Annotated in this window: 13 protein-coding genes; 5 read left to right on the forward strand and 8 right to left on the reverse strand. The window is 64.5% G+C overall.

The features are described from left to right. Window positions 1-66 precede the first annotated feature (66 nt). Window positions 67-1,416, reverse strand: coding sequence for an EAL domain-containing protein (locus ABLE71_RS06910; RefSeq protein WP_348782609.1), 1,350 nt, complete (start codon window positions 1,414-1,416; stop codon window positions 67-69). A 142-nt stretch (window positions 1,417-1,558) separates the two neighbouring features. Further along, window positions 1,559-3,364, reverse strand: a complete 1,806-nt coding sequence (locus ABLE71_RS06915; RefSeq protein WP_348782610.1) for a GtrA family protein — start codon at window positions 3,362-3,364, stop codon at window positions 1,559-1,561. 123 nt (window positions 3,365-3,487) lie between these two features. Between ABLE71_RS06915 and ABLE71_RS06920 the strand changes: the two genes are divergently transcribed. The 5 genes from ABLE71_RS06920 to ABLE71_RS06940 all read left to right on the forward strand — a co-directional run bounded on the left by ABLE71_RS06920 (window position 3,488) and on the right by ABLE71_RS06940 (window position 7,980). Further along, window positions 3,488-4,501, forward strand: coding sequence for a glycosyltransferase (locus tag ABLE71_RS06920; RefSeq protein ID WP_348782611.1), 1,014 nt, complete (start codon window positions 3,488-3,490; stop codon window positions 4,499-4,501). Next, window positions 4,498-4,872 carry a GtrA family protein gene (locus ABLE71_RS06925; protein WP_348782612.1) on the forward strand — a complete coding sequence of 125 codons (375 nt, stop codon included), beginning with the start codon at window positions 4,498-4,500 and terminating at the stop codon, window positions 4,870-4,872. Before ABLE71_RS06920 ends, ABLE71_RS06925 begins: the two co-directional genes overlap by 4 nt. Before the next feature lie 95 nt (window positions 4,873-4,967). Beyond that, the gene (gene gshB, locus ABLE71_RS06930) at window positions 4,968-5,909 is read left to right on the forward strand and encodes a glutathione synthase (RefSeq protein ID WP_348782613.1); all 942 of its coding nucleotides are present in this window, start codon (window positions 4,968-4,970) and stop codon (window positions 5,907-5,909) included. A gap of 228 nt (window positions 5,910-6,137) precedes the next feature. Further along, on the forward strand, window positions 6,138-6,260 hold the full coding sequence (locus ABLE71_RS06935) for a hypothetical protein (RefSeq protein WP_348782614.1): 123 nt from the start codon (window positions 6,138-6,140) through the stop codon (window positions 6,258-6,260). A 190-nt stretch (window positions 6,261-6,450) separates the two neighbouring features. After that, window positions 6,451-7,980: a YifB family Mg chelatase-like AAA ATPase gene (locus ABLE71_RS06940; protein ID WP_348782615.1), complete on the forward strand. Its 1,530-nt coding sequence runs from the start codon at window positions 6,451-6,453 to the stop codon at window positions 7,978-7,980. Between the two features lie 210 nt (window positions 7,981-8,190). Here the strand turns inward: ABLE71_RS06940 and ABLE71_RS06945 are convergent, their stop codons facing one another. The 6 genes from ABLE71_RS06945 to pmtA form a co-directional block, all read right to left on the reverse strand. Next, the gene (locus ABLE71_RS06945; RefSeq protein WP_348782616.1) at window positions 8,191-8,814 is read right to left on the reverse strand and encodes a transglutaminase-like cysteine peptidase; all 624 of its coding nucleotides are present in this window, start codon (window positions 8,812-8,814) and stop codon (window positions 8,191-8,193) included. Between the two features lie 152 nt (window positions 8,815-8,966). After that, complete coding sequence (locus ABLE71_RS06950) at window positions 8,967-10,244, reverse strand: polyhydroxyalkanoate depolymerase (RefSeq protein WP_348783683.1); 1,278 nt, start codon at window positions 10,242-10,244, stop codon at window positions 8,967-8,969. A gap of 154 nt (window positions 10,245-10,398) precedes the next feature. Then, window positions 10,399-10,692: a DUF1330 domain-containing protein gene (locus tag ABLE71_RS06955; protein ID WP_348782617.1), complete on the reverse strand. Its 294-nt coding sequence runs from the start codon at window positions 10,690-10,692 to the stop codon at window positions 10,399-10,401. Between the two features lie 20 nt (window positions 10,693-10,712). Continuing rightward, window positions 10,713-11,396 (reverse strand): orotidine-5'-phosphate decarboxylase, encoded by a 684-nt coding sequence (gene pyrF / locus ABLE71_RS06960; RefSeq protein WP_348782618.1) that lies wholly within the window; start codon window positions 11,394-11,396, stop codon window positions 10,713-10,715. 22 nt (window positions 11,397-11,418) lie between these two features. Next, window positions 11,419-12,015, reverse strand: a complete 597-nt coding sequence (locus tag ABLE71_RS06965; protein WP_348782619.1) for an NAD(P)H-dependent oxidoreductase — start codon at window positions 12,013-12,015, stop codon at window positions 11,419-11,421. An 82-nt stretch (window positions 12,016-12,097) separates the two neighbouring features. Then, window positions 12,098-12,700 carry a phospholipid N-methyltransferase PmtA gene (gene pmtA, locus ABLE71_RS06970; protein ID WP_348782620.1) on the reverse strand — a complete coding sequence of 201 codons (603 nt, stop codon included), beginning with the start codon at window positions 12,698-12,700 and terminating at the stop codon, window positions 12,098-12,100. Window positions 12,701-12,800 lie beyond the last annotated feature (100 nt).

Genomic DNA, 12,800 nt, shown 5'->3' on the forward strand with positions numbered 1-12,800 from the left:
GGTAGGACTAGCGGCAATCCGCCTCAGATGTAAACCGAGCGCTGGATCGGCTTCCGGCGGTCGGGCTCAAACCGCTTTCGCACGCCACCCGCCGCCGACGGAATCGCGCAGATAGCCCAGGGTGGCATCAGCATCGACAGGTCGCCCGAACAGAAAACCCTGGCCGCCGCCGCAGCCGAACTGAACGAGGCGCTCGGCCTGCGCCTCCTCCTCGATACCCTCCGCGACGACGTCCATGCCGAGCCCTTCGCACATGGCGAGGATGGCGCGAATGATGTGCTCGGAGGGTCGGTCCTCGAGGAGCGAGGCAATGAAGGCGCGATCGATCTTCAGCTTGTCGAAATGGAATTCGCGCAGCCGGCCGAGCGAGGATTGCCCGGTCCCGAAATCGTCGAGCGAGACACGGATGCCGCAGCGGCGCAAGTCGTTGACGATCTTCTCGGCCGAAGTGGGATCGGACATCAGGCCGGTCTCGGTGATCTCGATCTCGAGCCGGCGCGGATCGAAGCCGGTGCGGTCGAGGATGGCCAGTATGTGCAGGCCGGTGTTCTGGTCGACCAGCTGCGACGGCGACAGGTTGAACGACAGGAAGAGGTCCTTCGGCCAGTCGCGCGCGGCTTCCGTCGCCTTGCGCAGCACGAGCTGCGACATCGGTCCGATGATGCCGCGCTCCTCGGCGATTGGTATGAAGACGACAGGCGGGATCGGCCCGAGATCGCGGTCGGTCCAGCGCGCCAGCGTCTCGAAGCCCACGGTCCGGCGCGTCCTCAAGTCGACGATTGGCTGGAAATGCGGCTCTACCTCGCCGGCGGAGACGGCGCGCCTGAGCGCCTGTTCGATGCGGGTGACCCGCTTTGCGGCCTCCTCCATCTCGCGCGTGTAGACGACGACGCGGCCGCGGCCGGAACGCTTCGCCTGGTAGAGCGCCGTCTCGGCCTTGTGGATGAGTACCTCCGTGGTCTCGTCGCCGAAATGGAAAAGCGAGCAGCCGACCGAAGCCGACAGGCGCGCCGTGCGCTCGCCGACATCGTAGGGCGCCGACAATATCTCGATCAGCATGCGCGCCTTGTCGGCGGCGGCAGCTTCGCTGAAGACCAGAGGATATAGGAAGGCGAATTCGTCAGCGCCGATGCGCGTCACCGTGGAGTGGTGGTCCATCGATGCGCGCAGCCGCATGGCGACCTGGACAAGAATGTCGTCGCCCGCCCTGCCGCCGAACAGGTCGTTGATCGGCTTGAAACCATCGAGGTCCAGGATACCTATCGCGAAGGGCGCGGGGTCGTCGGAACGATCGCTGATCAGGCGATCCACCTTGTCGTAGAAGCGACGATGATTGCCGAGCCCGGTCAGGGGGTCCGTGAACGCGAGTTCGGAACTCTCCCTGCCGGTATAGCCGTTCGCAAACACGGTCTGCATCGGGGTCCTGGTGTCATGCTGGTATTGCCCCGCAACTTGCCATCAAAGCGTTTAGGAAACGTATCGCGGCAGCGCACAGAACGTTGAATGGCGTCCCGTGATGTTGACGCAGCGGCAGTCCGTTTCTGGCGTGCGCGAGGCGTTAGGGAAGCGGCAGGACGCGGTAGAGTTCGAGCGGTCTGCCCCGGCTTTCCGGCACGATCTCCATCCAGTCGGGCGTGTCTTCCGCAAGCAACGCGGCCAACAGCCCGTCCGGGGCGCGCTTGGCCAGAAACGCCGTTTCCGGATTGCCGCGGCAGAAGGCGACCAGCCCGACATTGTTTGCCCGGGCTACCGCGCCGCCGTTCTCAGGAGCTCCAAGGAAGGCATTGAGCGCGGCGAGATTGCCCTCCAGATTGCGGTGGTATGGTCCGGCCAGCGCCCGGTGCGGCGTGTAGCGCAGCACCGGAGCGCCGAGATTGGAGATGGACAGCACGCCATCGGCCGGCATTGCGGCAAGCTGCGCATAGTCGGCGCTGCTATAGCACCTGTCCTTGGCCGGTTGCTCACCCGCTTCGGTCGAGGACAGCAGCTGCCAGAGCCCGAGCGTCGCCAGGATCCAGGTCACGTTGAAGGAAACGAGCCAGGCCCCCACGAGTTTGAGCGAAGAGGCGGTACCGGGTTCGGCTTGCGCGCGCGCACGCCATTGCGCGACCCACATCGCAAGCGGCACGCAGGCAAGCGGCACGGAGAAGCGCGAGCCGCGAAGCTGCCAGATGCTCACCAGCAGCGCGACCGTCAGCATCGCCGCGATCAGCACGTCCTCGCGGCTCAGGCCGCGCTTGCGTATATGCAGCGCCAGCACCGCCAGCGCGATCAGCACCGTCGCATAGTGACCCGCCGCAGCCTCCGGTTCCCTGGCGAGCAGGCTCCACAGCGGCTGCGCCTCGCCGACCAGGCCGAGCCAATGGCTTTGCAGCATCGGCGCCAGGTCCGCATAGGGATCGTTCAGGCATTGTGGAAAATAGATCAGCGCCAGCGCCGCCACGGCGGCGCCAAGCACGGCAAGTGACGCTGCGCGCCGCGCAAGACCGCCGTTCAGCGCTGGCGTCGACGCAATCGCCGCAAGGCCGGCGCCGGCCAGCACGCCCATGGCGAATTGGACGACGGAATAGGCATCGCAATAGGCCGCACCCCATTGCGACGCCGGAACCGTCGCAACGAGCACAACCGCTGACGCCGCCGCGAAGGCGATGCCGAAGCCGGACGCGACGCCGTTCGCCTCTTTGCCTCCAACAAGGAACCAGCCGGCGACGAACAGGCCGCCGACCGCGACGTAGGGAGCGGTCTCCATGCCGACCGCCAGCATCAGCACGGCCGAAATGCCGGCAAGCCAGGCAGAGAGCTTGTCCCGGCCCGCCTGCAGCAGGAACAGCACCATGGCCAGCATCAGCACGAGCTGGACGTTGTGATGGTCGATCGCGCCCGGCACGAAGATGCCGACATAGTAGAGCGTGGCCGCGCCGATGATCGTGAGCGGGAACATCGCCTCGTCGCCGGCCACGAGACGGCCGATGCGCAGGAGCAGGTAGAGAGCCACCGCGTAGAGCGCGATGGGCCAGACGACAAGCGCGGCGATTTCGCCAACGGCCTGCGAGCCGGTCACGGCCGCGACCGCAAGAACGATTGCTGCGATCGGCGCATCGACCAGCCGCGACCAGTGCATCAGCAGCCCGCCGCCAGTCCCCATGCGGTACTGATGCAGGTCGAACCAGCCCTGGCCCGCGATCAGGTCGCGCACTTCGACAAGCCTGAGCAGGCTGTCGTTGTCGGCGGTTCCGTCAAGGCTCTGGAAGCCGCCGGCCGCCGCGACCGCCGCGACGAGAAGCATCGCCGCCAGCGCCTTGGCCACGTCGCTGCGCCAGAACGGTTCCTTGCCGAGCCGCGAGCCGGCCATCGTCATCGCCATGCGCTTTTCCGGAAAACAAATCCGCCAGTTTGGGGCTGGTCCTAAACCTAGCCTTAACGGCTTCAATAAATAGTAAAGCGCCGGATGGCTGCCCGCCGCACCAGCGGCAGAGCGGAGACTTCGATGCATCACAGCGGCCTGGAAGACCTCGCCATCGCGGTTCTCATCCCCTGCTACAATGAGGAGCAGACGATCGGCGACGTGGTTTCGCGCTTCCGCGCCACGCTGCCGTCCGCTTCGGTCTACGTCTACGACAACAATTCGAGCGACCTCACCGCGCTCAGGGCCCGGGCGAGCGGCGCGATCGTCGTGCGCGAACCGCGCCAGGGCAAGGGCAATGTGGTCAGGCGCATGTTCGCCGACATCGAGGCCGACATCTACCTCATGGTCGACGGCGACGGCACCTATGCGCCGGAGGATGCGCCGCAGCTTATCAACACGCTTTTGACGGCGCATTCCGACATGGCCGTCGGCACGCGCCGCGGCGTCACCGACGATGCCGGCCGCGCCGGCCACGCCTTCGGCAACCGTCTCTTCAACGGCCTCTACAAGCGTCTCTTCGGCCGCGACTTCACCGACATCTTCTCCGGCTACCGCGCCTTCACCCGCCGTTTCGTGAAAAGCTTCCCGGCGGTTTCCGGCGGGTTCGAGATCGAGACGGAGATGTCGGTGCATGCCTCGCAGCTCAAGCTGCCGGTGAGCGAGATCGCGCTCGACTACGGCCGCCGTCCGGACGGTTCCGCCTCGAAACTGTCGACCTACAAGGACGGCGCCAAAATCCTCTGGATGTTCGCCATGCTCGCCAAGGAAACGCAGCCGATGCGTTTCTTCAGCGCAATAGCGGCCATCTTTGCCGTCGCCAGCCTAGTGCTGATGACGCCGATCCTGATCGAATACGCCGCGACCGGCCTCGTGCCCAGAATGCCGACTTGGGTGCTGTCGCTCGGCATGCTGATGTTCTCGGCCATGATGGTCGTCACCGGGCTCATCCTCGATTCGGTGTCGCGCGGCCGCGCCGAGCAGAAGCGCATCTTCTATCTCAGCATCCCGGCGCGACGCGCGAAGCGAGAGGCGCGCGAGCTTTCGCCGCCGGCGGGCAAACGCGCCCAACGGTCAGATCCGTCGCGCGCGGCATGAGCCGCATCCTGCGATTCACGGTCGTCGGCGGAATCGGTTTCGTCGCCGACGCCGCGATGCTCGCCCTGCTGCTGGCGACGACGCCTCTCGGTCCCTTCGCCGCCCGGCTGATCTCGATCGGCTTCGGGCTGACAGTCACCTGGCTTTGCAACCGCGCGCTCACCTTCGGACCTTCCAGCCGGGGCATGCTGCGGGAGGGAGTTCGCTACGGCGGCGTCGGCGTCAGCACCAGCGTCGTCAACTATCTCGTCTACAGCGTGCTTCTGCTCGCCATGCCGTGGATGGCGCCGCTCCTGGCTCTGGTCATCGCCTCGCTCGCCGCGATGGCGCTCTCATATCTCGGCTATTCCAGGCTGGTCTTCGACCGCTGAGGACTGCCCTGCCCCAAATGTTGCCCGCTTGGCCCGATTGGCAGACGCCGCGCATATCCCTATATCGCTGACGACAGAATTTTCCGGAGCATCCCATGCCGCTGAAGGTCGCCGTCCAGATGGACCACGTCTCGACCGTGTCGATCGCCGGCGACACGAGTTTCGCGCTGTCGCTCGAGGCGCAGCGCCGCGGCCACACGCTTTTCCACTACACGCCCGACCGCCTGTCCATGCTCGGCGGCAAGGTCTTCGCCCGCATCGAGGAGATGACGGTGCGCGACGAGAAGGGCAATCATTTCTCGCTCGGCGCGCCCGTCCGAACCGACCTGTCGGAAATGGACGTGATCCTGCTCAGGCAGGATCCGCCCTTCGACATGAACTACATCACGACCACGCATATCCTCGAGCGCATCCACCCCGGGACGCTGGTCGTCAACGACCCGGCCTGGGTCCGCAACAGTCCGGAGAAGATTTTCGTCACCGATTTTCCCGACCTGATGCCGGAGACGCTGATCACCAAGGACGCGCGGGAAGTGGACGCCTTCCGCAAGGAGTTCGGCGACATCATCGTCAAGCCGCTCTATGGCAATGGCGGCGCGGGCGTCTTTCACCTGCATGACGCGGACCGCAACCTCGCCTCGCTGCTTGAGATGTTCGGCCAGGTGTTTCGGGAGCCCTTCATCGTGCAGCGCTACCTCAAGGATGTCCGCAAGGGCGACAAGCGCATCATCCTGATCGAGGGCGAGCCGGTCGGCGCGATCAACCGCGTTCCGGCCGAGCACGATTCCCGCTCCAATATGCATGTCGGCGGCCGCGCCGAGAAGACCGACCTGACCGAACGCGAGCGCGAGATCTGCGCCCGCATCGGCCCGTCGCTCAGGGAGCGCGGCTTCATTCTCGTCGGCATCGACGTGATCGGCGACTACATGACCGAAATCAATGTCACGTCTCCGACCGGCGTGCGCGAGGTGCAGCGCTTCGGCGGCGCCGACATCGCCTCGCTGTTCTGGGATGCGGTGGAGACCCGCAAGGGTTAGATCCAGGATCATATATTCCTGGTCGCTTGACTCCGTTGCTGATCGTCGGGCCCTGTCCCACGGTTTGTTCCGGGGCTACAACCCGCTACAACCGGACGGCAGCTGGCGCCATATATTTGTTCCCGTCTTGTTCCTAAGCGCGATCCAAGCTGCTTGGCGAATGTCCGCATTTGACGAGAAGCCCTAAACCGTGACATTTTTTCCGACCTCCGCTCCAGGAGTTGGGTAATGAAGAAATCTTATCAGAAGCCGACGCTGAGGCGTCGCGAGTGCCTTTCCAGCGTCACGGCTTTCGCGGTTGCCCTTTCCGATCAGTTGAACGGCTCCGGTAACGGCGCGCAGGAAGGCTAAGCAGCCAATACAGGCCGCTCCAAAGGCTATTCAGTCGTAGGCCAGGGGCGAGGCGTCGACCCCCTATGGCGACCTTATATTTGTTCCCGTCTTGTTCTTGCTTTATCCAAAAAGTCGTGCTTTCCTGACGTATAGGGAAATCTGATCCGATCTTGGGGCGGCAGTTCGCCGTCGGGTCCGGAGGGGCGGCATGGTTTCGCGCGTGCGCACGGTTGCATTCCAAGGCATCGAGGCGGTGCCGGTGGACGTTCAGGTCATGATCGCACCGGGAAAGACCGGCATGCACATCGTCGGCCTGCCCGACAAGGCGGTGGCCGAGAGCCGAGAGCGCGTGCAGGCCGCGTTGCACGCCTCCGGCCTTTCGATGCCAGCCAAGAAAGTGACGGTCAACCTCGCGCCGGCCGATTTGCCAAAGGAAGGCAGCCACTACGACCTGCCGATCGCGCTCGGCCTGATGGCGGCGCTCGGCGCCATTCCCGGTGACGCGCTGTCGGCTTATGTCGTGCTCGGCGAGTTGTCTCTCGACGGCACCATCGCCGCGGTGGCCGGCGCGTTGCCCGCCGCGATCGGCGCCAATGCGGAAGGCAAGGGGCTGATCTGCCCGCATGCCTGTGGCCCGGAGGCGGCCTGGGCCGGGGCCGACATCGACATAATCGCACCACGCAGCCTGATCGCCGTCGCCAATCATTTTCGCGGCACGCAGGTACTGTCGCGTCCGGAAGCCGCGGTGCATGTGCCGGCAAGCAACCTGCCCGACCTCGCCGACATCAAGGGGCAGGAGAGCGCGAAGCGCGCATTGGAGGTGGCGGCCGCCGGCGGTCACAACCTCCTGATGATCGGCCCACCCGGCTCGGGCAAATCGATGCTGGCGCAGCGCCTTCCCTCGATCCTGCCGCGGCTGCAGCCGAAAGAACTTCTCGAAGTTTCGATGATCGCCTCGATGGCCGGCGAACTCGCCGGCGGCAAACTGACGGACCGGCGGCCGTTCCGCGCGCCGCATCATTCGGCCTCGATGGCTGCCTTGGTCGGTGGCGGTTTGCGCATTCGGCCCGGCGAGGTGTCGCTGGCGCATAACGGCGTGCTGTTCCTCGACGAATTCCCGGAGTTCTCGCCGCAGGCGCTCGATGCGCTGCGACAGCCGCTCGAGGCCGGCGAATGCATGATCGCCCGCGCCAATCACCGCATCACCTATCCCGCGCGCGTCCAACTCGTCGCCGCGATGAACCCGTGCCGGTGCGGCATGGCGGGCGAGCCGGGTTATCGCTGCGCGCGCGGCCCGCGCTGCCATGCGGACTATCAGGCGCGCATTTCCGGACCGCTGCTCGACCGCATCGACCTGCGCGTCGACGTCCCCGCGGTGTCGGCAAGCGATCTCATTCGGCCGGGCCGGGCCGAAGCGAGTAGCGCGGTGGCCGCGCGCGTGCTCGCTGCGCGGCGAATCCAGCAGGAGCGGCTCGATCGTCTCGGGGTTTCGGCGACGAACAACGCGCATTGCCCAACATCGCTGATCGAAGACATCGCGGCGCCCGACGCAGCGGGGCTCGCGCTGCTGCGCGATGCCAGCGAAAAACTCGGCTTCTCCGCGCGCGCCTATCACCGCGTATTGCGTGTAGCGCGCACGCTTGCCGATCTCGACCAGGCCGAAACGGTCGGCCGCATTCATCTCGCCGAGGCGATTTCCTATCGCATCAGCGCCGAACGCATGGCGCAGGCGGCATAGGGCCCGGCGCACAGATCGAGATCAGCTGCCTGTGTGGAGGGCGCAACCCGCGTCATTTGCCCGCGTGAGCGGCAGGCCGACGAAGCAAGGAGGCGGCCCGGAAGACGGGGCTAGAGCGGCGAACGCTCAATCGGAATCGCTTCGCCGCCCTATCTCGTTGTTTCAGCGTCGGATTTATCCGAAAACCGCTGCGCACTTTTCGGTCCGATGCTATTTCACCGCGGCGACGAGCGGCGCCGCTGGCTGGCTGTCGCGGATCGTGACCCAACGGCCGGTGTGATTGCTCGCCTGGCGCTTCAGGAAACGGTAACCCGTCAGATCCCACGTGCGGACGGTATCGGTGAGGTTGTCCAGGACGAAATCGCCTTTGTCGGTGCGCACGGTCAGGATGGCATGGCCCTCTCCGTCAGGCTTGCGCACGACCGTGATCAGGAGGTTCGACAGCGACAGGCCCTGCCGCATCAGGTCGCGGCGCTTTTCAAGCACATAGTCCTCGCAGTCGCCGACGCCGTCGGGATAGGCCCAGACCTCGTCCTTGCCGTAGATGTCGGAATCGTTCATCGGCGTGATGGCTGCATTGACGCCGACATTGACGGCCACGATGGCTTTCCACAGCGTGCCGCTCATGTGCTCGGGCCCGGGATCGCGCAAACGGATGTTGCATTCGACAGGGTTGGCCCTGCAAAATTCGTAATGGCCGATCGGCTGCGAGGTTAGGCCGCCGGTCAGCATCGGCGGCGAGGCGGATGCCTGCGAAACGGATAAACCCGCCGCAAACCCCGCAATTGTCAGGGCGCGTAGCGACGCCTGCCTCGTTCTCCGTGAGGAAGCCATTTACCCCGGCCCGCCCGTTTTTGTTTCTTAAGCAAACGTTAAAGGCGAATTTTCGGGGCTGTCAATTCGATTGGCCGTCAGATTGTCGTGATGGTTACGCGCACGAATCCAATAGCGGCGGATTTGCAACAATCAGGCACGGACGGTCGTGCTTACTGGTGCTTTGCCGTCTTGGTTTTCGGCGTGGTTGCCGCCCGGGCTCCTCGCCCGTAGCTGGCGATGAAATCGGCGATGCGCGGAACGATCTCCGCGCGGAAGCGCGAGCCGTTGAAGACGCCGTAGTGGCCGACCGCCGGCTGCATGTAGTGCACATGCATTTCAGGCGGGATGTTGCTGCACAGACCATGCGCCGCTTCGGTCTGGCCGATACCGGAGATGTCGTCGTTCTCGCCCTCGATGGTGAGCAGGGCAACGTTGCGGATCGCTTTCGGGTCCACAGTCACCCCACGATGCTTCATCTCGCCCTTGGGCAGGGCATGACGTATGAACACGGTGTCGACCGTCTGCAGGTAGAACTCGGCGGTCAGATCCATCACCGCGAGATATTCGTCATAGAAGTCGCGGTGCTTCTCGGCTCCGTCGCCGTCGTTCTTGACGAGATGCATGAAGAACTCCTTGTGCGCCGTGATATGGCGGTCAAGGTTCATGCCCATGAAGCCGGAGAGTTGCAGGAAGCCCGGATAGACCTCGCGCGCGAAGCCGGGCACCGGCCACGGCACCGGCATGATGACATTGTCGCGGAACCAGCCCAGTCCCTTCTCCTTGGCGAGCACGTTGACCGCTGTCGGATTGCGGCGCGTGTCGACCGGTCCTCCCATCAGCGTCATCGTCGCCGGCGCGAAGCGGTCGCCCTTCGCTTCCATGACGGCAACGGCGGCAAGCACGGGCACCGAAGGCTGGCATACGGCCATCACATGCGTGTCGGGCCCGAGTTCGTGGAACATGTCGACGACGTAGTCGATGTAGTCGTCGAGATCGAATTTGCCCTCGGCGAGCGGCACCATGCGCGCATCGGTCCAGTCGGTGATGTAGACGTCGGCATAGGGCAGCATCGCCTCGACCGTGCCGCGCAGCAGCGTCGCGTAATGACCCGACATCGGCGCGACGATCAACAGCTTCGGATCGGCCCTGCGTGCGGCCGGCAGGTCGCGCTCAAAGCGGATCAGGTTGCAGAAAGGCCGCGACCAGACGACCTCTTCCTTCACCGCGACCGTCTTCCAGTCGACCACGGTCTTCGTCAAGCCGAAGGTCGGCTTGGCGTAGCGGCGCGTCGTGCGTTCGAAGAGTTCGGCGGCGGCGGCCACCGAACGGCCGAAGGGCGTATGCGAAACCGGATTGAGGGGATTGGAATAAAGCAGCTTCACCGCGTCGGCATAGGCGCGCATGGGCTGCACCGCGGCGTAGTTCAATTCGTAGAGCTGATAGAACAAGGTCAAACCCCGCTGCGCCGGGCTTTGCCCCGGCTGCTCCGATTCTTAGACAACGAAGTTAGCGATGTTTTGTTGCGATGCAATACGTCGGGCCGCGCGACCTACCCGGCGATGTTGGTCCACGCTGCCGGAAATCCATTTGATTTCAAGCGCTTCAATCGGGAATACCTTCGACGAGCACCATTTCCGCATCCGCGAACTTCCGGCGGATCGCCCGCGCCGCACTGTATTCCGGCGAGTGATAGCAATCCTGCGCCGCCTTGAGCGACGGGAACTCGATCACCACGTTGCGCGCCCAGCCGCGTCCTTCAGTCGCCTCGCAGGCTCCGCCGCGCGCCAGAAACTTCGCGCCATGCTTCTCGAAGGCAATCTTCGCTGCCGCCACGTAGTCCTTGTAGGCTTCGGCGTCCTTCACATCGACATGCGCGATCCAGTATCCTTTCGGCATCTTTCCCTCCCTGACATCGTTCAGGCCGAGGCCATCTCGGCGAGGATCGCCTGCGCGGCCGCGCGCCGGTCTGGCGCCTTCACGATCGGCCGCCCCACCACGAGGTGGCTGGCGCCCGCGCGTACGGCATCGCCCGGCGTCATCACACGCTTCTGGTCGCCATGGTCGGCGCCGGCTGGCCGGATGCCCGGGGTCACCACGGCGAGTTCCGGTCCGACGATCTTGCGCACCGCGGCCGCTTCGTCCGCCGAGCAGACGATGCCGCCCATGCCGGCGGCGAGCGCCTGTTCGGCGCGGCGCAGCACCAGAGTATGCGGATCGTATTCGTAGCCGGCCTCGACCATGTCGTTTTCGTCCATCGAGGTCAGCACGGTCACGCCGAGCAGAGTCAGGTCCGAGCCCCTCGCGGCCTCGACCGCGGCGCGCATCGCCTTCGGATAGGCATGCAGCGTCAGCATCGACATGCCCATCTTGACGACATTCTCCACGCCACTTGCGACTGTATTGTCGATGTCGAGCAGCTTCATGTCGAGAAAGATGCTCGTACCGCCCGCCGCAAGCTCGCGCGCCAGGCCGAGGCCTCCCGCGAAGGCGAGTTGGTAGCCGATCTTGTAGAAGGAGACGACGCCGTCGAGGTCGCGTATGACCATCTCGGCCTCGGCAACAGTCGGCACGTCCAGCCCGACGATCAATCTTTCGCGCATGCCGCTCCGCCTTCCTTAGCCGTCAGGGCTCGATCCTCGTCGACATCATCGCGGCGCGCTCGATCAGGGTCCGGCAAACCGTCTCCATCTGGTGGCGCAACCGCTCTTCCTTGAACTGGCCGTCCTCGTCGAATGCCTCGGACGCCCTCGCGACCGAACATTGCGGCGTGATCACCTCGACCTGGCAAGCCATCAGCACGGCGCGCAGATGGTAGAGTCCGCGCACGCCGGCGAAGTTGCCGTCCGACGACGAACAGATCGCCGCAATCTTGCCGTCGAAGGGCTTGAAGGGGCGCCCGCCGTCGCGACGCACGCGGCTCACCCAATCGATCGTGTTCTTGACCAGCGGCGGTATCGATGCGTTGTACTCGGGGCTGGCGATGAGAAAGCCGTCATGGGCCGCGATCTGGCGCGCGAGCTTCTGCGCGTTTTCGGGAACGCCTTTTTCCTTCTCGAGGTCTTGGTCCATGATCGGCAGCGCATAGTCGCCGAGCGAGATGCGGGTAACCTCGGCGCCCTGCAACGCGAGTTCCTTCATCGCCGCGTCGGCGGTCCTGACACTGAAGGCGCCGGTGCGCAGCGACCCGGCGAAGATGAGAATTTTCGGTATGACAGGCACGGCCGTTCCTTTAGCCGCAGCTATAGGCAAAGACGCGATCGAATCAATATGTCGACATGCTGCCCTTGAATGAGGAGCGGCATCAGTTCAGCGGCGCGCGGCGGTAGAGCCAAAGCTGCGTCGGGGGAATGTTGCGGATGATGAAATGGAAGTGCTCGACCGTGTAGTCGCCGAGGCCGGGCGGTATCGGCGATTTCGGCCCGTAGGTGAGCTGAACCACGGGGCGCCCGCTCGGGATGCGCCTGAGCAGGCTTTCTAGATAGGCGACGCGACGCGCGACCGGGAAGTTGAGCAGCGGCACGCCGGAGACCACACAGTCGAACACCAGGTCGCGCTTTTCGCCAAGCGTCATATCGAGATTGAAACCGTCGCCCTCGATCACGTTGACGTCCGGGTAGTTCCGCCTGAGATGTTTGACGAAGTCATGCGAATATTCGACCGCATATAGGTCGGACGGCTTCACGCCGCGACGTAAGATCGCCTTCGTGATAACACCGGTTCCGGGTCCGACCTCCAGGACGGGAAGGCCTGATTTTGCGTCGATGATCGAGGCCATAAGCCTCGCCGTCACCGAACTGGTTGGAATGATGGAACCGACCGCTCTCGGCCTGTCGATCCAGCCCTTGAAGAACTTCAGCTCGTCGTCGAATTTCTCGGCGAACTTGCGCAGTCCCGAAGCGGCCATCAACGGTCTCCATCAGTCGGTTGCGGGACACATAACAGTCCGCTGCGTCAACGCAAGCTTTGTATGTCGCGTTCTCAACGGTTTTTGTCGTTTTTGCTCA

The organism is Mesorhizobium sp. KR9-304 (genome assembly GCF_040049215.1).
In the GTDB taxonomy this organism is placed as follows: Bacteria; Pseudomonadota; Alphaproteobacteria; order Rhizobiales; family Rhizobiaceae; genus Mesorhizobium_K.